Below are 18,698 nucleotides of genomic sequence, written 5' to 3'. Positions count from 1 at the left end.
CAGTCTGGCGTGCGGGGGGCGTACTCAGCACCGGAAGTGAGTACCCGAGCGCATGTACGAGCATGTGGGCGGCGCCACACTCCCATGCATGGAACATCTGCCGCCGCCCGCCGAGGAGTTGGCGCTCCTCGACCGCGAACTGGTCCGACTGGACGCCCGCCGCCTGCAGTTGCTGAACCGTCGTGCCTGGCTGCTGGGTGTACTGCGGGCACCGGCCGGGGCTCCGGGCTCCGCCCCGCCTCCCCCTCCCTCCGCCGCCGGACCGCGCCCCTGGGGCCCCGCCGCGCCGGGCGGGCCCGCCGAAGCCTCGCGGGGGACGCGGAACGTGCTGCTGGCCCTCGGCGGTCTGCTGCTGACCGTCGCCGCGATCGCGTTCACCCTGTTCAGCTGGGGTGCGATGGGCATCGCCGGCCGTTCCCTCGTACTGGCGGCGGTGACGGCGGGTGCGCTCGTGGCGCCCGCCCTGCTGCTGCGCCGCGGGCTGACCGCGACCGCGGAGTCGCTGGCCGCGGTCGCGGTGGTGCTGACGGTGCTGGACGCGTACGCCCTGCACGCGGTGGCGGCACCCGGCACGGACGGGCTCCGGTTCTCGGCGGTCGCCTCGGCGGTACTCGCCGCGGTGTGGACGGCGTACGGGCTGTGGCTGGGGCGGCTGCGGCTCCCGCTGCCCACGGCGGTGGTGGCGGGGCAGCTGCCGCTGGTCCTGTGGGCCTGGGCGGCGGACGCCTCCGCGTCGGTATTCGGCTGGGCACTCCTGGTGACGGCCGCCGCGGACGTGGCGGTGGCCGTGCGGGGACGGGGGTTCGCCCTACGGGTCACGGCGTGCGCCGGGGCGTCGGTGACCGGACTGGCCGCGCTGGGCGTCGGGCTGGGGCAGTCCCTGACGGCGGCCGGTCCTACCGCGGCCGTCGGCCCGGGCGCCCTGCTGCTGGCGGGCGCCTCGGTGGCGCTGCTCGGTGCGTGGCACGCCCCGAGGGAGACGGCGTCTGCCGCGGGCGCGGTGGCCGGTCTGGCCGCGGTGGCCGCGGTGGGCGGGGTGGCGCGTGCCGGGCTGCCGTGGGGATGGTCGGTCGTGGGGTATCTGCTGTGCGGTGCGGCACTGACCGCGGTGGCGGGGCTCCGGGTCCCGGAGCCGGTCGGCCGCGGTGTACGGGGCGCGTCGGCCGCCGTCGTGGCGGGCGCGCTGCTGTGGGCGCTGCCCGTGGTGGCCGCCGTGCTCCTGGGGCCGCTGTCCCTGGTGCCCGAGGTGTGGGCGGGGGCGCCGGAGGGGTTCCGGGACGCGCTCGGAGTGCCGGTGCCGGGTGCGGGATCCGCCGCGTCGCCGGTGGTGCTGGGGGTGGTGGCCGCTCTGCTCATGGCGCTGTACGCCGGGCGGCTGCGGTGGGGTGCGTCGCCGCTCGCGCCGGAATCTGCGGGGCGGGGTGCGGCAGGGGCCGGTGCGCTGGGCCTGCTCTGGGCTGCCGTCCTCGCGCTGCTCGCCGTGGCGGACGTACCGTACGTGCTCGCGGTGGGCGGGGAACTGTCGCTGGTGGCTGGGCTGCTGCTGGTGTCCGTGCGGCGCGGCGCCGACGGCGTCGGGCAGGCCGGGCTGATGTACGCCGTCGTCGGGTCGGTGAGCGCGGGGCTGCTGGCGCTGGCCACCGAGCCCGCCACGCTCGCGGTGTCCGGGGCGCTCGTGGCGCTGTTCGCCGGTGCGGCCGTCCGGTCGCGGGTGCCGGTGGTGCGGGCTGTCCTGGCGTGCGGATCGGTGCTGTGGGCGGTGGCTGCGGTGGTGGCCGCCGGGGCGGCCCTCGGCCTGGACCCGGCCGGCACGGCTCCGCTGGTGCTGGTCGTGCCGGTGACAGTGGTGCTCGGTGCGCGGCTGCGGGCCGCCGCCGTGGCGGTGCCGGTGGAGGCCGCAGGGGTGTGCGGCGCGGTGGTGGCCGTGGTGCTGGCCGCGTCCGACGCCCCGTACCTCTCGCTGGTGCTGGGGCTGTGCGGGGTACTGGCGGCGGGCAGCGCGCTGCGCCAGGAACGCCGGCGGGTGGCGGGGGCCGCGGCGGCGGCGCTGTTCGTGGCGGCGGTGTGGGTGCGCCTGGGCGCCTTCGGGGTGACGGCCCCGGAGGCGTACACCCTGCCGGTCTCGGTGGCCGCGTTCGGTGTGGGGTTCCTGCGGCGCCGCCGGGACGCGGAGGCGTCCTCCTGGGTGGCGTACGGGCCGGCGCTCTCGGTCACGATGGTGCCGAGTCTCGTCGCGGCCTGGGGTGACGCGCACTGGCTGCGGCCCCTGCTGCTGGGGGTCGCGGCGCTGGCGGTCACGCTGGCCGGCGCCCGCTTCCGCCTGCGGGCGCCGCTGGTTCTGGGCGCCTCGGTACTGGCCCTGGACGGACTGCACGAACTGGCGCCGCACGTGGTCCAGGTCTTCGACGCACTCCCCCGCTGGGCACCTCCCGCCCTCGCCGGGCTGGTGCTGCTCGCGGTCGGGGCGACGTACGAGCAGCGACTGCGTGACGCGCGCCGGCTGAAGGACGCCGTGGGCCGGATGCGGTGACGACCCGCGGGGGCCCGCCCTGGGCGTCCTGCGGGGGCGGGCAAGCACGCGGTCCCCGGTACGACCGCGCCGAGGAGGCGATCAGGGCGAGCATGCCGACGCGAGGGCGAGCGGCCTGCCGCGCAGCCCGCCCGGGCCGAACGGCCGTTCGAGGAATCCGACGGCCGGAGCGGTGCGGTCGGTGGGAGCGGGACCATGGACGGAACGGGTAAACACCGATGGCCGGAAGCTTCGGCGAAGCTTCCGGCCATCGGTACGGGGTGGGCGATACTGGGTTCGAACCAGTGACCTCTTCGGTGTGAACGAAGCGCTCTCCCACTGAGCTAATCGCCCCGGCGCACCGCACACATTACCCCATGTCAGCAGCGCTCCCGGACCGTCTCCGGGTCACCGCTCGATCTCCCACGGCATGGTGATCCCGAACTTCCAGACGTAGATCCCGACGAGCACGGCGATGATCACCAGCCCGAGGGTCGTGAGGATGATGTTGCGCCGCCGGACCTTGGGGTCGAGGGCCCGCTGGGCCGCCTCGGTGACCTTGCGCCTGGTCCACCGCAGGACGAGCTGCGCCCAGACGAACTCGGTCGCCCAGATCGCCATGCCGCCGAAGATGACCAGCCAGCCGGGACCGGGCAGCGGCAGCATCACGATGCCTGCCCCGACCACGGCGAGACCCACGACGAAGATGCCCACCTGCCAGCTCAGGTGCAGCACCTTGGACGTCCGGATGAACGCGGGCGCCCGCGATCCCAGCTCACGTTCCGCCTGCCGCCCGTCCCCCGTGGCGGACTCCGGGGCCGCCGGTGCGGCGACCTCGCTCCGCTCGTCACTCTCCGCGTTCATGGAGCACAACCTACCGGAAGCGCGTTCGTCACCGGAATGGACGCATGACCCAAAGTTACACACCGCTGTACGAGCCACCCGAAGCACCACAAATAGGTCAGAGGGGTTTACAACGGCACCGTAGGTGGCATGTCGATTTCGCCGACGTGCGAATCCCCGAGCGCACACTGAGCGAAAGGCCCTGGCGCTTATGAACACCACGGTCAGCTGCGAGCTGCACCTGCGCCTCGTTGTGTCGAGCGAGTCCTCACTGCCTGTACCCGCGGGCCTGCGGTATGACACGGCCGATCCCTATGCCGTGCACGCCACCTTCCACACCGGAGCGGAGGAAACGGTCGAGTGGGTTTTCGCCCGTGACCTCCTTGCCGAGGGGCTGCACCGGCCCACCGGCACCGGAGACGTCCGCGTCTGGCCATCCCGTAGTCACGGCCAAGGCGTCGTCTGCATCGCCCTGAGCTCCCCGGAGGGAGAAGCCCTGCTGGAGGCCCCGGCGAGGGCCCTGGAGTCATTCCTGAAGCGGACCGACGCCGCGGTCCCGCCCGGCACCGAGCATCGTCACTTCGACCTCGATACGGAGCTCTCACACATCCTGGCCGAGAGCTGAGCCAGGCCGAGAGCTGCGGGACGCCGTCCGACTCGGGGAGACGGCGTCGCGCGGACAACCTCATACGGCGGACACCGGCGCCGTCGCCGCGGAACCCACCGCGGCGACGGCGCCGTCGCGTGCCGGACACCCTGTACGGGGACAGCGGAGGAGGCGGATTCGGGGTGTCGTGCGGGGGTCCCGGGGCAGGCGGGCTCCGGGGCGGCAGGCGGCGTCGGGGGAGTCGGCGGGGGCGCGCACGCGGGGGCGGGTCGCGCACGTAGAGGCCGGTCGCGGATGTACCGCACACCACCCGCAGGCCCGCACACACGCCTCAGCCCCCACTCCCCCGCCGGGACGGGCACCGCGGCCGCCGGGCGGTCGTCAGTGGCTCCGGCGGGGCACCCGGGCGCTGCGGGCGTGCGGGCGCCCACTCCCACCGCACACGCCCCCACCGGGCCCCGAGTGCCCTCGCGGAGCCAGTAGAGTCAGCCCGCATCGGCGGGCGCCCGTCCGCCGGAGCAGGGAGCGAAGCGTGCTGATCCCACACGACACCCGGATCGCCCTCGAGACGGTGGTCGATCTGGTGAACACCGCACCGGAGACCGAGCCGGCCGACGGACTCGCCGACGTCGCCGCGCTCTACGGCTTCGCCGAGCGCCACCACATCAGCGGCGTCGGCACCCTCGGCGAGAAGGACCTCGGCGCCGTCCGGGAGGTACGGAGCCGCTTCGCGGACATCTTCGCGGCGCCCGACGCCCGTACCGCCGCCGATCTCGTCAACGCGCTGGTGGCCGCCGCGGGCACGACCCCCCAGCTCACGAACCACGACGGCTACGACTGGCACGTGCACTACTTCGCGCCGGACGCCTCCCTGGCCGATCACCTCGCGGCCGACTGCGGCATGGCCCTGGCCTTCTTCGTCGTAGCGGGCGAGCAGGAGCGGCTGCGGCGGTGCGAGGCACCGGACTGCCGACGCGCCTTCGCCGACCTGTCGCGCAACCGCTCCCGCCGATACTGCTCCAGCCGCACCTGCGGCAACCGGCTCCACGTCGCCGCGTACCGGGCACGACGCCGGGAAGCCGCCGGCTGACGGCCGGCCGCCGTGCGGAACCCCGCGCGGTGCGGCGCCGGCCCGGAAACCGGCTCACAGGAGGAAGAGATCATGCAGCGCGGCCATCAGCAGCAGGCCGCCGATCACCGTCAGGAAGATCATCAGGGGCGGCTGCGACAGGGCGAAGAGGCAGCCGCGCGGCTCTTCGGCAGGGGGTGCGGGGGACTCGCCCCGGGATGTGTCCACCATCTCGTAGTGATCATGACGCACCGGGAGCAGTGCCGGTGATCAATACGCCTTCCCCCGCGGTGGGTTCACCCACTTCAGGCCGCGCAATATCGCTCCGGCGTCCGACCGTCCCTCACCCGTTCGACCGCACGCCCGGGAGGGCTCGGCCGGGCCGGTTCAGCGGGGGGCAGCGCTGGAGGCGCGTACGACCAGTTCCGGCTGGAGGACCACACTGCGGTGCTGGTGGCTGCCGTTCTCGTCATCCGCCTCCTCCAGGAGGAGTTCGGCCGCCATCCTGCCCATCACCACGGCGGGCTGCCGGACCGAGGTGAGCGGCACGGCCGCCGCTGCGGCGAACTCGATGTCGTCGTACCCGACGATGGCCACGTCCTGCGGCACCCGGACACCGGCGGCGTACAGCGATTGCAGGACACCGAGGGCCAGCAGGTCGTTGGCGCAGAAGACGGCGGTCGGCCGGGGCACGAGGCCGAGCAGACGGGCCCCGGCGTCACGGCCCGCCGCCACGTCCAGGCGGTCGGAGGGGATCTCGACCAGGGCCTCCGGCCCGAGCCCGGCCTCGGCCAGGGCCGCCAGGGCTCCCTCGCGGCGGTCCCTGATCTGGTGCAGGTCGCCGGGTCCGCTCACGTAGGCGACCGAGGTGTGGCCGGCGGACACGAGGTGCCCGACGGCGAGCATGCCGCCCCGCACGTCGTCCACGGAGACCGCGCAGTTCTCGGTGGAGGCCGCGACCCGGTCCACCAGCACGTAGGGGATGCGGTGGCGGGCGAACGCCTCCAGGTTCCCGCCGGTGGCGTCGGCCGGGGTGACCAGCACCCCGCAGACCCGCTGCTCGGCGAAGAGCCCGAGGTATTCGGACTCCTCCTCCTGACTCTGGCCGCTGTTGCAGACCATGACGCCTAGTCCCGCCTCCCGGGCAGCGCGCTCGGCGCCACGGGCGATGTCCACGAAGAAGGGGTTGCCCATGTCCAGGACGAGCAGCGCCATGATGCGGCTGCGGCCGGCCCTGAGCTGCCTCGCCGACTCGCTGCGCACGTAACCCAGTTCGTCGATCGCCGCCTGCACCCGGGCGCGCGTGTCGGGCAGCACCGCCTCGGGGCGGTTGATCACGTTGGAGACCGTGCCCACCGAGACGCCCGCCTGCCGGGCCACGTCCTTGATCCCTGCCACACGCGCCACTTACCCTGCCCCACTGATGCACTCGGCCGCCGCGCCCGGGCGCGGCGTCTCACTGTCGTACGGACAGACGTCCCGGCGCGGTCCGCCATCTCGTCGCCCGTGGCCGCGCCACCTGGAATGAATTGTTTCAATCCGGTCGGGACGCTAAACCTGCCCCCGGCGCACCGTCAAGATTGCTGCGCCGTACGGCGAATATACCGAGGACGGGCAGGGCCCGTGCGTACCGGGGTCTCACGATCGGGTGTGAATCGATTCACACTCTCTGCGGCGCCCCGTACCGCGAACGACCCGGCCGCTCGACGGGGGTGCTTCGTCAGATGCCGTGCTTCTTCAGGATCGCCTCGATGTCGCTGAAATCGTCCCCCGCCCCTGCGGACCGCTGCGGCTTCTTCCCACGGCCGTGCCGCGAGGCCGGGGGCGCCGCCGCACCGTCGCCGGACCCGATCGAGGGCGCCGACGCGCCCGGTGCGACCGCCTCGCCCCGAGACGCGGCCCGTGCGGCCCTGCGCTCCCTGCGGGTGGCGCCGCCCCGGCGCTCCACGGCACGCGTGATCACGAAGAGCAGCCAGGCGACGCCCAGCAGCCCGAAGCCGAGCCAGATGCTCGGCTTGAAGGCGATGCCGGACACCCACTCCACGAGCCCGGTGAGCACCAGCCCTACCGGAACCAGCGAGTAGGCGGCGATCCGGGTGGCCGCGAGGAACCGCTTGCGGTAAGCGGTGACCGCGGCGATACCCAGCCCGGCCGCCGACACCGCGGAACAGATGGTCTCGGCAAGCATCAGGGCCTCCAGCGATCGGGAAACGTCCCTTCCATCCTGCACCGGTCACCCGCGGCGGGGCCACGCCCCCGAGCCGCATCAGGGACATTTCAGGGCCGCGGTCCTCCCCAGGTCCCGTTTGGGACGCGCGGGTCCGGCCTGGAAGACTGACTCCATGAGCGATTCCACCCTCGCGGCGCCGGTCGTCCTCGACCTCTGGTGCGAGCTCGAGTGCCCCGACTGCCATCAGGCCCTCTCCGACGTCCACGCCCTGCGCGCCCGCTACGGCGACCGGCTCGACGTGCGGCTGCGCCATTTCCCGCTGGAGAAGCACAAGCACGCCTACGCCGCGGCCCAGGCGGCCGAGGAGGCCGCCGACCAGGGCAAGGGGTGGGAGTACGTCGAGGCCGTCCTGGGGCGGACGGCCGACCTCTCCCGCGCCGGTGAGCCACTGCTGCTCGAGGTGGCGCGCGAACTGGGTCTGGACGCCGAGGAGTTCGACACCGCCCTGATCGACGGCCGGCATCTGCTGATCGTCGACGCGGACCAGGCGGAAGGCAAGGCGATCGGCGTCACCGGTACCCCGACCTATGTGATCGGCGACGAGCGGCTGGACGGCGGGAAGAGCCAGGAGGGGCTGCGCGCGAGGGTCGAGAAGATCGCCGACCGCCTGCTCGCGGAACAGGGCTGACACCGCCGTACGGCGGTGCGGGGACGCCGGCCGCCTACAGGGCTTTGGCCAGGTTGTACTGGGTCACCTCGTAGCCCAGTGACTCGTACAGCCGCAGGGCGGGCGTGTTGGAGGCGAAGACGTGCAGGCCCAGCCGGGCGAGTCCGCCCTCGATGGTGAGCTGCTCCGCCAGGTTCATCAGCGCCCGCCCGTAGCCGTGGCCCCGGTGCTCCTCGCCCACCTCGACGTCGAAGACGTAGCCGATCTCGTCGCCCTCGGGCGCGGGGAGCCGGGCCAGCCAGAGGTGCCCGAGTGTCTCGTCGCCCCGGACGAGGACGTGGAAGCGCATGCCCGGCGTCGCGAGTCCGTCCGGCAGTTTCGTGGCGTGGTCGGTCTCGGACTTGCGCCGGGCCTGCTCCTCGGGAACGCCCCGCTCGATCCAGCTCCGCGCGTACGTCTCGGCGCTGGTGCTCGCCCACACGGCGAACTCCGGCTCGGTCATCGGGCGGCCGGTCAGCCCCTCCGGCAGCACGGGGGCGGTCCGCGCCAGGGTCTTCAGCATGTTCCGGCTGCGCTCGGTGTAGCCGAGTACGGCGCCGAGGCGACCGGCGGCCTCGGCGTCCGCCGGCACCACCGCGCGTACCTGGGTGCAGCCCCAGCCGCGCAGCACCTCCTCCGCGGCGAGGACGGCGATGGTGCCGCGACCGCGCCGGCGCTGCGGTTCCTCGATGCGAAGGTCCCGCAGGATGCCGGCGCTCGGGCCGAACGCCGGGTCGGTGCTGATGCGGAGGGTACCGACGGGACGCCCGTTGTCGCAGACGTCGTACGCACGTGAGCGGGCACCGTCGGCGCCGTGCTGGATCGGCCCGGTGGGCCGCAGGGTCGTTGTCATCAGGGGATTTCTATCCGCCGGGCGGCCGTCCGTCACCCGCTTTTCCGCATCCGGTTCACGGATCGAGGTCGTCGCCCGCGCGCTCGTCGAAGAGCCGCACGGCCTTCGCCGTCACCGGCCCGGGGGCACCCGGCAGGTCCCGTCCGTCGACCCGGTGAACGGCCTGGATGTCGCGGAGGGTCGAGGTCAGGAAGATCTCCTCGGCGTGTTCCAGGACGTCCATCGGGAGGTCGGTCTCCTGGGCGCCCGTCCACTCCACGGCCAGGGCCCGCGTGATTCCCGCGAGGCAGCCGGAGGTGACGGGCGGCGTGTGGATCCGGCCGTCCAGGACGACGAAGACGTTGGAGCCGGTGCCCTCGCAGAGCCTGCCGACCGTGTTGGGGAACAGCGCTTCGGACGCGCCCCGCTCGTGGGCGCGCGCCAGCGCGACCACGTTCTCGGCGTACGAGGTGGTCTTGAGCCCGGCGAGCGCACCGCGTTCGTTGCGCGTCCAGGGCACGGTGATCACCGCCGTGCTGTCGGGGCGCCGGCCGGCCTCGCCCAGGGCGACCACCAGGCTGGGCCCGTCGTCACCGCGGTCGGAGCCGAGCGGGGACAGACCGCCGGTGTACGTGATCCGGAGCCGGCCGAGCGCCGTCGGGTTGGCGTCGATCACCGCCGCGCAGGCGCCGCGCACCTCGTCGAGGTCGGGGTCGGGCAGGCCGAGCCCCCTGGCCGAGCGGGTCAGCCGGTCGAGGTGCCGGGTGAGCGCGAAGGGACGCCCCGCGGCGACCTTGACCGTCTCGAAGATGCCGTCCCCCACGGTCAGCCCGTGGTCCAGGACCGACACCCGTGCGTCATCGGCGTCCCGCAGTCCCCCGTTGACCCAGATCCTCATGCCGCGGTCCCTCCTGTCTCGTCGTGGACGCCCGACGCTACAGCGAGCAGCCGCGACGCCTTCAGCTCGGTCTCCGCCCACTCGCGCCGCGGGTCGGAACCCCAGGTGATCCCCGCTCCCGTACCGAAGCGCAGCAGGGGCGCCTGGCCGGTGCGGTCGATCCAGAAAGTCCGTATCCCCACGGCGAGCCCGGCGGTGGCGCGGTCGGCGTCCACCCAGCCGACCGCGCCGCAGTACGGGCCCCGAGGTGACGTCTCCAGGGCCTCGATGATCCCCAGCGCACTGGACTTGGGTGCACCGGTGACGGATCCGGGCGGGAACGCCGCGGTGAGCAGCTCGGGCCAGCCGGCGCCGTCGGTGAGCCGCCCGCGCACGGTGGAGACGAGGTGGACGAGGCCGGGGTGTTTCTCGACCACGCAGAGTTCGGGCACGCCCACGCTGCCGGTCGCGCAGACCCGGCCCAGATCGTTGCGGACCAGGTCCACGATCATGACGTTCTCCGCGTGGTCCTTCTCCAGCAGGTCGTCCTCGGTGCGCCCGGTGCCCTTGATGGGACCCGACTCCACGGTCCGGCCGTCGCGCCTCAGGAAGAGTTCCGGGGAGGCGGTGGCGATCTCCACCCCGTGGGAGGGGAGCCGGATCGTCCCCGCGTAGGGCGCCGGGTTGCCCCGGGCGAGCAGCGCGGTGAGGGCGTCGACGTCGGCGGCGGGGTCGGGCAGGGGCGCGGACAGCACCCGGCAGAGGTTCGCCTGGTAGACCTCGCCCGCCGCGATGTGTTCACGGATCCGTCGCACGCCGGCCAGGTAGGCGTCCTCGTCCAGTGACGAGGTCCAGTCACGCGGCGCGGGTCCGCGCCAGGCCCCGGGCACGGGGAAGGGCACCTGCTCCGCGCGTACGGTGGCGAAGCGGGCGCAGGTCAGACGGCCTTCGAAGTCGGCACATACGGCCCAGAAACCGGACGATTCGAGAGCCGCAGGATCGCTGGTCACGTCCTGCAGGCCGGAGGCGACGAGGCCGCCGAAGCGGGCCATGGGGGCGAGGGCGTGCACGCCGACGAGTGTAGGACGGTCCGGGCTGACCTGCGGCGGGGCGGAGGCAGCGCAGCACGCTGCGCAAACGCGTTTTTGTACTGGACCGGGAATCCGCTAGAGTTCAACACGTCGCCGGGACGCGCAAGCGGGCCGGGAAAGACAAGCGGACGTAGCTCAGTTGGTAGAGCGCAACCTTGCCAAGGTTGAGGTCGCCAGTTCGAACCTGGTCGTCCGCTCGCAGAAGGTGGGGGATCTTCCCGAACTCCCACCCCTGGTGGAGTGGCCGAGAGGCGAGGCAACGGCCTGCAAAGCCGTCTACACGGGTTCAAATCCCGTCTCCACCTCCAAGGACGATTAGCTCAGCGGGAGAGCACTTCCCTGACACGGAAGGGGTCACTGGTTCAATCCCAGTATCGTCCACCGGTCCGCACGGACCCCCGCGCGATTAGCTCAGCGGGAGAGCGCTTCCCTGACACGGAAGAGGTCACTGGTTCAATCCCAGTATCGCGCACGCAGTACACACAGGTTCGCCCTGCGCGATTAGCTCAGCGGGAGAGCGCTTCCCTGACACGGAAGAGGTCACTGGTTCAATCCCAGTATCGCGCACCGCACGAAACCCCCGGTCGTCTCCACGACCGGGGGTTTTGCCGTGCGTGGGGGGATCAGTCGATGAGGAGCTGGGTGGCCGGCCCCGCGGACAAGGTCCGTGGAAGCGGGGACCGCTGTATCCGGTCCGCTCCCCCGGATCCGCGAGCCGGTTAGACGATCAGCTGGCCGAGCACGCCTGCCGGGGACCACACGGTCAGCAGCCGTCCGTGGACGGCACCCGAGCCGAGAACGACGAGCCACCACCGGCGGTGGCCGCTCCGGCAGCGGGCGGCGGGCGGCGAGGAAGCCGGACGAGAAGCAGGCGGGGAAGACGACCTTCTTCCGTCAGGGTCCGTCGCGTTCGGCCGGGGTGCCGCCCGAGGCGGCAGAGAGGCCCAGCATGACGGTGCTCGGAGGGAAGGGCAGGGCCCCGGCGGTACCCGAGAGGCCGGTGCGGATGCGGGCGGGGAGGTGAACACGCTCCAGCCGCAGGTCCGGCCGGTGGTGGGGTGCACGGCGAGCGCGGCGGGTGGCACGAGCCGGCTGCTCCGGCCCGGGGCGCGCCTGTTCGGTAGCTGTCGAGGAAGCTCGTGACTCCTCCCCCTCGGGCACGAGGGCTTCTCGTCATGCCGGTCGGGGTTCGCGACGGACCCGCCCGGCCCATGGCCGTGCACTCCCCGCGTCGGCCATGGGCATGATCAGAGGCGCGGGATCATGGAGGCAGCGCGTCGACCGTACGTCACGGGCCGGTGCGTCAGGCGCCCGGCCCGTGGCGCGGTGGCCGGGGTCAGGAGGAGAAGAGCATCCGGCCGAAGCTCTTCTGGCGGTGGTGGCCGCCGTAGTGCCCGCCCTGGTGCGGTGCGCCCCAGGCGGGAGCGGGCGCGGCGGGGTAGGCCTGCGGGGCGGGCGGCGCGGGCGGGGCCTGCTGCGCCCACTGCGACTCCAGGCGGGTCAGGGACTCCAGCTCGCCGTAGTCGAGGAATATCCCGCGACAGCCGCTGCACTGCTCGATCTGGACGCCGTTGCGGTTGTACGTGTGCATCTGGGCGTGGCACTTGGGGCACTGGATCATCGGGTCGGCTCCTCGCCGTCGTCGCTTCGTCACCGGAATGGATGCCCGGCGGCGGTCGGTTCACCCTACGACGCGTGTCCGGCCGCCAACCGGGGCGGGAGGGAGGCGATTCGGGCGCAGGCGTCGATCATCAGCTGCTCGACCTCGTCAGGTCCGCGCCGTTGCGCCGCGGACCTGGCCAGCGCGAGCGCCGCCGTCTGCACCGTCAGGGCGCGTGCCGGAACGTCGAGTTCGGGCCAGGGGTCACCCTCCGGCCGCACGGCGGGGCCTCCTTGAGCCCGGTAGGCGTCCAGGAAGCGCAGCCAGCCCTCGGGGGGCAGCAGGCCGGCCGCGTACCAGGCGGCGGGGCGGGCCAGGTCCCAGGCGGGGTCGCCGAGTCCGCTGTCGTCGATGTCTATCAACAGCCAGGACCCGTGCGGTGCGGGGTACCGGACGAGCTGGCCGAGGTGCACGTCTCCGTGGCAGAGGAAACCGGCCCGGCCGGCGGGCGCGGGACCCTCGTCGCGCGCCCAGGCGGGCAGTCCGCGCCAGGCGGCGAGCACGGCCGCGGTGTCCGGCTCTCCGGGCCGGACCGCGCACATCCGGGTGACGGCCAGGGCTGCCTTGGCCGGGCCGCGCATCGGCGGCAGCGGACAGGGCGGCCGGGTGCGGTGCAACGCGGCCAGGAGGGTGGCCGCTTCTTCCCAGGGGGCGGCGTCGGGGGCCGAGGGGTCGACGGGTTCACCGAACGGCCAGAGGCTCACGGGACGGCCGTCCACGACCGGGAGGCCGACCGCCGGGTCCGGCGGTCCGGGGCGGGCCGGGCTGCGCACCGGCGGGACCGGTACGGAGGGGGTTGCGCCGTCGAGCGGGGGGAGCAGGATGCCCGCCAGGTGTGGGGAGGCGGCCAGGGAGAGCCGGGCCGCCAGGGCGGCGGTGCCCGTACCGGGGGCGTGGGCCTTGGCGACCACGGGACCGCTGCGCACCACCGTGCCGTCGGGGCGGTCCGCGAGCACCCGCGGCGCCGCGCACCCGCACGCGGCGGTAGGGGCGTGGGCACGGTCGTGCGCGAGGTCGCCCAGCGCCCGTACGACAGGGGTGGTGGTCATCGGAGCGGCTCCCTGGGGCGGTCCCGGCCGGCCCTGCGGCCGGTCCGGCGCCGAGCCTACGCGGCGCTCCGCGGCGGCCCCGGACAGCGCGATGTCCGGCCAGCTCCCCAGCTGGCCGGACAAACGCTGCCGTCCGCCGCACCCCCGTCCCCACGGGGCTGTTGGCCGGATGTCCGGTCCGGACCGCTCTTCCGGACCCGGGGCGCCGCTCAGCGCCCCAGCATCACGCCCACGGACGACGCCTGTGTGACCACTGCCTCCCAGCCGCCGAAGACGACGACGAGCAGGGCCGCCAGAGGAAGGACCATCGCGGTCGCCACCAACGGGTGGCGACGGCCGGACGGCCGGACACCGAACGAGGCGTTCGCCTTGCGTCCCTGCGTGCGGATCATGGTCCGCGCTGCCGTGTCCGCCATGGTTCCTCTCCTGACCTGTGCCGGAGCGGCGGGCGTGTGCCCTCGGGGGACGAGTTCCTCGCCCGCCGCTTGATCTCAACACTAGGGAGAGGCAAGCCGTGCGGCGTCATGCCCGCGTACCGATTGCCGGGCCTCCCGGAGGATGAGCCGGCCGCCCCTCGTGTACTCCCCTGGGTGGAGATGGGGCGGCAGGGCGTGCTGCGGAAGCGGCGTCCTCCCGGGGGGCGTCATGCGCCCGAAGACGTGTTCCGCAGGGAGCGCCGGGGGCCCGGAGGTGGGCCCAGCAGCGGGCGATGCCTGCGATCGTACGGCGGAGGGTCGAACGAAGACGCGACGTATCGGGGCGACCCGGACCACGTGGCGCGTGCACGCGCCGGATGCCGCCGTCGGGCGGACGGGACTCTCGAGACCACTCCCCGGGGCAGGCCCGGCGTCCGGCGCGTGCGATCGCACGGCGGAGTGCCGCCCCGGCACCGGATGTACCGGGGGGATCCCGACCACGCGGTTCGCGTGTGTGACGGGCGTCGCCGGGCAGGCGGGACGCGCAGACGGGACCCCCGGGACACGCCCTCCAGGCCAGGGCCCTCGCCCAGACCGGCGAGCCCAGCAACAAGATCAGGACGACGTGCTGATGATCTGCAAGCCCTTAGGGGCGCTCGGAGGCGTCCTCCCGGGGAACCGGCTGCTCGACCAGGGCGAGCACCCTGGTCGCCATGAAGCGGGCGGTACGGACAACTGATCCACTTCTGGTGACTTCACTCACTTCGACCACCCCTCTGCGGACCGCTGTCTCCACCCGGCGGCCTGCCCGGGAGGCCACCACCTCGTACGTGCGTGTCGTGTCCCCGGCGTCCACGACTATTTCCACACGATCGCCCTTCACTGATCCAATCCCCCTTCTGCGACGCTCCTTTGAGATCTCGCACGGGCCGGAGAACCTGGATCCGCGGCTCCCTGACCACCCTTCAATTCTCCCACCGGGCACTGACAATCGATGGGACGGCGAGGGCGCGGCCTCTGAGCGCGCCGCGCCACGGGTACGTAAGCTGTGCCTCGTCAGGCGGACGGCGGACCAGGCAGCGGGGATGGGCAGACGATGGCGATGATGCGGCTCCGGCGCGAGGACCCGCGTGTCGTCGGCTCGTTCAGGCTCCACCGGCGGCTCGGCGCGGGTGGCATGGGCGTCGTCTACCTGGGTTCCGACCGGCGGGGCCAGCGGGTGGCGCTGAAGGTGATCCGGCCGGACCTGGCGGAGGACCAGGAGTTCCGTTCGCGTTTCGCGCGCGAGGTGTCCGCCGCCCGGCGGATCCGCGGCGGCTGCACGGCGCGTCTGGTGGCCGCCGACCTGGAGGCGGACCGTCCGTGGTTCGCGACGCAGTACGTGCCCGGGCCCTCGCTCCACGACAAGGTCGCCGAGGAGGGGCCGCTGTCGGCCGCCGAGGTCGCGTCGATCGGGGCGGCGCTGTCGGAGGGGCTGGTGGCGGTGCACGAGGCCGGGGTCGTCCACCGCGACCTGAAGCCGTCGAACATCCTCCTCTCCCCCAAGGGCCCGCGGATCATCGACTTCGGCATCGCCTGGGCGACCGGGGCCAGCACGCTCACCCATGTCGGCACCGCAGTTGGCTCGCCGGGGTTCCTGGCGCCGGAGCAGGTGCGCGGGGCGGCGGTGACCCCGGCCACGGACGTGTTCTCGCTGGGCGCCACGCTGGCGTACGCGGCGATGGCCGACTCACCCTTCGGGCACGGCAGTTCCGAGGTGATGCTCTACCGCGTGGTGCACGAGGAACCGCATCTTCTCGACGTGCACGACGCGCTGGCCCCCTTGGTGCGGGCTTGTCTGGCGAAGGACCCCGAGGAGCGGCCCAGCACCCTGCAGCTCTCCATGCGCCTCAAGGAGATCGCCGCCCGTGAGGCGCAGGGGCTGCACGAGCGTCGGCCGCCGGTGCCCCGTGACGAGAGGGAGCTGGACCGCCCGACCGGCCGGCTGCCGGGCTCGTACACCGAGCAGCACACCCGACGCGCGCCGGGGCCGGGACCGGAGACGCGTTCCCCGGTCCGGCGGCCCTCGCCGGGGCGCCCGGCGCCGGCCCGGACCGGCGGCTCGCGCCCTCAGGCCTCCCGGGGCGGTACGCCCTTCGGTCAGCGCCCGCACGGGACGCACGGTACGAACGGCCGTCCCGGCACCCGCTCCGGGGTGCGGACGACCTCGGCGGGGAAGAACGGCAAGCGCCGGCCGGCCAATCCGCGGCTGCTGCGTCAGCGGCTCGTCGTCTTCGTCGTGGTGACGCTGCTGGTGGCACTGGGCATCGCGGCGGCCCAGGGCTGCCAGGGCCCGGCGCGCGGGCTGGGCGGTACGCCGTCGCAGACGCAGGACCGGGCCGTGGGGCATCCCCACGGAAGCGACGGGCGCTGACACCCGCCCCCACGGTCAAGGGCCTGCGCACGTCCGAAGCGGTCCCGCCGGACCGGCCGGGCGGGACACGGGTGGGCCTGGGACTACCTGACCCGCGTCGCGTAGAAGGCGACGGCGGAGGCCGCGGCGACGTTCAGGGAGTCCACGCCGGCGTCCATCGGGATACGCACATGGCGGTCGGCGGCGCCGAGTGCCTGGGGCGTGAGCCCGTCGCCCTCCGTACCGAAGACCAGGGCCAGCTTCTCGTATCCGTGGGCCACGAGTTCGTCCAGGGTGATCGACCGCTCGCTCAGGCAGAGCGCGGCGGTCGTGAAGCCCGCCGCCCGCAGCAGGCCGAGATCTCCGGGCCACGACTCCAGCCGGGTCCACGGCACGTGGAAGACGGACCCCATCGAGACCTTGACCGCCCGGCGGTAGAGCGGATCGGCGCAGCGTGGGGTGAGCAGGACCGCGTCGACGCCGAGTGCGGCCGCGTTGCGGAAGGCGGCTCCGAGGTTGGCGTGGTCGACGATGTCCTCGAAGACCGCCACCCGGCGGACGTCCCCCGACTCCGGGCCCAGGAGCGCGCTGACGGCCGGCAGGGGCGCGCGCTGCATGGAGGCGAGGGCGCCGCGGTGCACGTGGTAGCCGGTGACGCGCTCGGCGAGTTCGGGTGCGACCGCGTAGACGGGTGCCGGCGTCGCGTCGATCACGTCGCGCATGACGTCGAACCACTTGGCGGACAGCAGCATGGACCGCATCGCGTACCCGGCGTCGACGGCGCGTCGGATGACCTTCTCGCCTTCGGCGATGAAGAGGCCCTCGGCGGGTTCCCGCCGGCGCCGCAGTTCGACGTCGGTCAGACCGGTGTAGTCGCTCAGGCGCGGGTCGTCGGGATCGGTGACGGTGATGAGTTCAGCCACGGGGGTGATGCTGCCTTGTCGGGTGTGGGTGCCGGGGGCCGGGCCGGAGCCGGGCCCCCGGACGCGTAGGGCGGGTGTGCCGCTCAGTGGGTGGAGGGCCCGGTCACGTCCGTGCCGACGGCGACGACGTCGCCGATGACGATGACGGCCGGGGGGCGCACCTCCTCGGCGGCCACCCGCTCCCCCACGGTCTCGAGCGTCGCGTCCACCCTGCGCTGCGCGGCCGTGGTGCCTTCCTGGATCAGTGCCACGGGCGTCCGCGGGGACTTCCCGTGGGCGACGAGCGCGCGGGCGATGGCGCCTATCTTGTCGACGGCCATCAGCAGGACGAGCGTGCCGCGCAGCTGTGCGAGGGCCGCCCAGTCGACCAGCGAACGCGGGTCGTCGGGGCCCACATGTCCGCTGACCACGGTGAACTCGTGGGCGACACCGCGGTGGGTGACGGGGATCCCGGCCGCGCCCGGCACGGAGATGGAGCTGGAGATCCCGGGGACGACCGTGCAGGCGATGCCCTCGGCGGCCAGCGCCTGGGCCTCCTCCATGCCGCGCCCGAAGACGAAGGGGTCGCCGCCCTTGAGGCGCACGACGGACTTGCCGGCCTTCGCGTGGTCGATCAGCGCCTGGTTGATCGCCTCCTGGGCCATGTAGCGGCCGTACGGGATCTTCGCGGCGTCGATCACCTCGACGTGCGGCGGGAGTTCGTCGAGCAGGTCGCGGGGGCCGAGCCGGTCGGCGATGACCACGTCGGCCTCCGCGAGGAGCCGGCGGCCGCGGACGGTGATCAGGTCGGGGTCGCCGGGGCCGCCGCCCACCAGGGACACCCCCGGGGCGCGGGTGCGGTGGTGCGGGGCGGCGAGGGTTCCGTCGCGCAGGCCCTCCACGATGGCGTCGCGGACGGCGGCGGAGTGCCGGGGGTCGCGGCCCTCGGAGGTGGTGCTGAGGACGGCCACCGTGATGCCCTCGCTGCGACCGGTGGCCGGGGTCCAGGCGGTCGCCGCCTCCGCGTCGTCACTGCGGACGCACCAGGTGCGGGTGCGCTCCGCCTCGGCGGACGCGGCGTCGTTGGCCACGGGGTCCGAGGAGGCGATGAGCGCGTACCAGGTGTCGGCGAGGTCCCCGTCCTCGTACCTGCGGCGCTCCCAGCGGATCTCCCCGGTGTCGGCCATCGCCTCGACGGACGCGGTCGCGGAGGGGGAGACCAGGGTGATGTCCGCTCCTGCGGCGATCAGGGCGGGCAGCCTGCGCTGCGCTACCTGGCCGCCGCCGATGACGACGACGCGGCGCCCGTTGAGGCGCAGTCCGACGGGGTAGGCGGGGTGCTCGTCGTACTCGGCCATGGTCGTGCGGGCTCCTCGTGCAGGGTGCGGTGTGCTGCGGGCCGCTGCGGCGGTGGAGCGGCGGGGACTGCGCTGGCCCGGGCCGGCGGGGACGGCACCGGGGCGGTACGGGTGGGACCACGATACGGGGTGGTGCCGGGGGCCCGTCCGGCCGTGGGGCCAGGGACCCGCGGCCCCCCCGGGACGGGGAAGGGTGCTCCGGACGTCGTACCCGCCC

The 18,698-nt window shown here is 73.8% G+C and carries 18 protein-coding genes and 6 tRNA genes; 10 read left to right on the top strand and 14 right to left on the bottom strand.

Annotated features, from left to right (window positions below):
• Positions 1–88: 88 nt before the first annotated feature.
• Complete coding sequence (locus ACH4VO_RS16020; RefSeq protein ID WP_360986003.1) at positions 89–2,530, top strand: SCO7613 C-terminal domain-containing membrane protein; 2,442 nt, start codon at positions 89–91, stop codon at positions 2,528–2,530.
• Between the two features lie 261 nt (positions 2,531–2,791).
• Here ACH4VO_RS16020 and ACH4VO_RS16015 read toward each other — a convergent pair.
• Both ACH4VO_RS16015 and ACH4VO_RS16010 read right to left on the bottom strand, forming a co-directional pair.
• Positions 2,792–2,863: transfer RNA gene (locus tag ACH4VO_RS16015), tRNA-Val, on the bottom strand.
• A gap of 54 nt (positions 2,864–2,917) precedes the next feature.
• On the bottom strand, positions 2,918–3,373 hold the full coding sequence (locus tag ACH4VO_RS16010) for a TIGR02611 family protein (protein ID WP_360986006.1): 456 nt from the start codon (positions 3,371–3,373) through the stop codon (positions 2,918–2,920).
• 190 nt (positions 3,374–3,563) lie between these two features.
• On the opposite strand from ACH4VO_RS16010, the gene ACH4VO_RS16005 reads away from it, so the two are divergent.
• Together ACH4VO_RS16005 and ACH4VO_RS16000 are read left to right on the top strand one after the other, a co-directional pair.
• On the top strand, positions 3,564–3,977 hold the full coding sequence (locus ACH4VO_RS16005; protein ID WP_003959770.1) for an SsgA family sporulation/cell division regulator: 414 nt from the start codon (positions 3,564–3,566) through the stop codon (positions 3,975–3,977).
• A 514-nt stretch (positions 3,978–4,491) separates the two neighbouring features.
• Positions 4,492–5,049: a CGNR zinc finger domain-containing protein gene (locus ACH4VO_RS16000; protein WP_360986009.1), complete on the top strand. Its 558-nt coding sequence runs from the start codon at positions 4,492–4,494 to the stop codon at positions 5,047–5,049.
• Positions 5,050–5,103: 54 nt separating this feature from the next.
• Here the strand turns inward: ACH4VO_RS16000 and ACH4VO_RS15995 are convergent, their stop codons facing one another.
• The 3 genes from ACH4VO_RS15995 to ACH4VO_RS15985 form a co-directional block, all read right to left on the bottom strand.
• Positions 5,104–5,259, bottom strand: a complete 156-nt coding sequence (locus tag ACH4VO_RS15995; protein ID WP_175420900.1) for a hypothetical protein — start codon at positions 5,257–5,259, stop codon at positions 5,104–5,106.
• A 156-nt stretch (positions 5,260–5,415) separates the two neighbouring features.
• A complete protein-coding gene (locus ACH4VO_RS15990) occupies positions 5,416–6,435 on the bottom strand; it encodes a LacI family DNA-binding transcriptional regulator (RefSeq protein WP_360986013.1) in 1,020 nt (339 codons plus the stop codon).
• Positions 6,436–6,748: 313 nt separating this feature from the next.
• The gene (locus ACH4VO_RS15985; protein ID WP_360986016.1) at positions 6,749–7,216 is read right to left on the bottom strand and encodes a hypothetical protein; all 468 of its coding nucleotides are present in this window, start codon (positions 7,214–7,216) and stop codon (positions 6,749–6,751) included.
• A 154-nt stretch (positions 7,217–7,370) separates the two neighbouring features.
• Between ACH4VO_RS15985 and ACH4VO_RS15980 the strand changes: the two genes are divergently transcribed.
• Complete coding sequence (locus ACH4VO_RS15980) at positions 7,371–7,886, top strand: DsbA family protein (protein WP_360986019.1); 516 nt, start codon at positions 7,371–7,373, stop codon at positions 7,884–7,886.
• Positions 7,887–7,920: 34 nt separating this feature from the next.
• Here ACH4VO_RS15980 and ACH4VO_RS15975 read toward each other — a convergent pair whose 3' ends face one another.
• The 3 genes from ACH4VO_RS15975 to ACH4VO_RS15965 are packed head-to-tail and all read right to left on the bottom strand — an operon-like array spanning position 7,921 to position 10,683.
• The gene (locus ACH4VO_RS15975; RefSeq protein ID WP_360986022.1) at positions 7,921–8,757 is read right to left on the bottom strand and encodes a GNAT family N-acetyltransferase; all 837 of its coding nucleotides are present in this window, start codon (positions 8,755–8,757) and stop codon (positions 7,921–7,923) included.
• A gap of 55 nt (positions 8,758–8,812) precedes the next feature.
• Positions 8,813–9,634 (bottom strand): aminodeoxychorismate lyase, encoded by an 822-nt coding sequence (locus ACH4VO_RS15970; protein WP_360986025.1) that lies wholly within the window; start codon positions 9,632–9,634, stop codon positions 8,813–8,815.
• On the bottom strand, positions 9,631–10,683 hold the full coding sequence (locus tag ACH4VO_RS15965; RefSeq protein ID WP_360986028.1) for a chorismate-binding protein: 1,053 nt from the start codon (positions 10,681–10,683) through the stop codon (positions 9,631–9,633). Before ACH4VO_RS15965 ends, ACH4VO_RS15970 begins: the two co-directional genes overlap by 4 nt.
• A gap of 145 nt (positions 10,684–10,828) precedes the next feature.
• On the opposite strand from ACH4VO_RS15965, the gene ACH4VO_RS15960 reads away from it, so the two are divergent.
• From ACH4VO_RS15960 to ACH4VO_RS15940, 5 genes are all read left to right on the top strand, one after another.
• Positions 10,829–10,901 (top strand) — tRNA-Gly (locus ACH4VO_RS15960).
• Positions 10,902–10,938: 37 nt separating this feature from the next.
• Positions 10,939–11,012 (top strand) — tRNA-Cys (locus tag ACH4VO_RS15955).
• 1 nt (position 11,013) lies between these two features.
• Positions 11,014–11,085, top strand: a tRNA-Val gene (locus ACH4VO_RS15950).
• Between the two features lie 19 nt (positions 11,086–11,104).
• Positions 11,105–11,176, top strand: a tRNA-Val gene (locus ACH4VO_RS15945).
• 23 nt (positions 11,177–11,199) lie between these two features.
• A tRNA-Val gene (locus tag ACH4VO_RS15940) sits at positions 11,200–11,271 on the top strand.
• 769 nt (positions 11,272–12,040) lie between these two features.
• On the opposite strand, the gene ACH4VO_RS15935 is transcribed toward ACH4VO_RS15940, so the two are convergent.
• From ACH4VO_RS15935 to ACH4VO_RS15920, 4 genes are all read right to left on the bottom strand, one after another.
• Positions 12,041–12,325 carry a zf-TFIIB domain-containing protein gene (locus ACH4VO_RS15935; RefSeq protein ID WP_014157293.1) on the bottom strand — a complete coding sequence of 95 codons (285 nt, stop codon included), beginning with the start codon at positions 12,323–12,325 and terminating at the stop codon, positions 12,041–12,043.
• A 65-nt stretch (positions 12,326–12,390) separates the two neighbouring features.
• Entirely contained in the window at positions 12,391–13,413 is a 1,023-nt protein-coding gene (locus ACH4VO_RS15930; RefSeq protein WP_360986031.1) for a phosphotransferase, read from the bottom strand.
• Positions 13,414–13,622: 209 nt separating this feature from the next.
• Positions 13,623–13,829, bottom strand: coding sequence for a hypothetical protein (locus ACH4VO_RS15925; protein ID WP_360986034.1), 207 nt, complete (start codon positions 13,827–13,829; stop codon positions 13,623–13,625).
• 646 nt (positions 13,830–14,475) lie between these two features.
• The gene (locus ACH4VO_RS15920) at positions 14,476–14,712 is read right to left on the bottom strand and encodes a hypothetical protein (RefSeq protein WP_360986037.1); all 237 of its coding nucleotides are present in this window, start codon (positions 14,710–14,712) and stop codon (positions 14,476–14,478) included.
• 213 nt (positions 14,713–14,925) lie between these two features.
• Here ACH4VO_RS15920 and ACH4VO_RS15915 point away from each other — a divergent pair, with 213 nt between their 5' ends.
• Positions 14,926–16,242 (top strand): serine/threonine-protein kinase, encoded by a 1,317-nt coding sequence (locus ACH4VO_RS15915; protein WP_360986040.1) that lies wholly within the window; start codon positions 14,926–14,928, stop codon positions 16,240–16,242.
• Positions 16,243–16,325: 83 nt separating this feature from the next.
• Here ACH4VO_RS15915 and ACH4VO_RS15910 read toward each other — a convergent pair whose 3' ends face one another.
• Both ACH4VO_RS15910 and cobA read right to left on the bottom strand, forming a co-directional pair.
• Entirely contained in the window at positions 16,326–17,144 is an 819-nt protein-coding gene (locus tag ACH4VO_RS15910) for an RNA methyltransferase (protein ID WP_360986043.1), read from the bottom strand.
• 83 nt (positions 17,145–17,227) lie between these two features.
• The gene (gene cobA, locus ACH4VO_RS15905; RefSeq protein WP_360986045.1) at positions 17,228–18,481 is read right to left on the bottom strand and encodes a uroporphyrinogen-III C-methyltransferase; all 1,254 of its coding nucleotides are present in this window, start codon (positions 18,479–18,481) and stop codon (positions 17,228–17,230) included.
• Between the last annotated feature and the right edge of the window lie 217 nt (positions 18,482–18,698).

Source organism: Streptomyces sp. NPDC020780, from assembly GCF_044334475.1.
Lineage (GTDB): Bacteria > Actinomycetota > Actinomycetes > Streptomycetales > Streptomycetaceae > Streptomyces.
The sequence above is the reverse complement of the archived record's forward strand: the minus strand, read 5'-3'. Positions and strand labels throughout refer to the sequence as shown.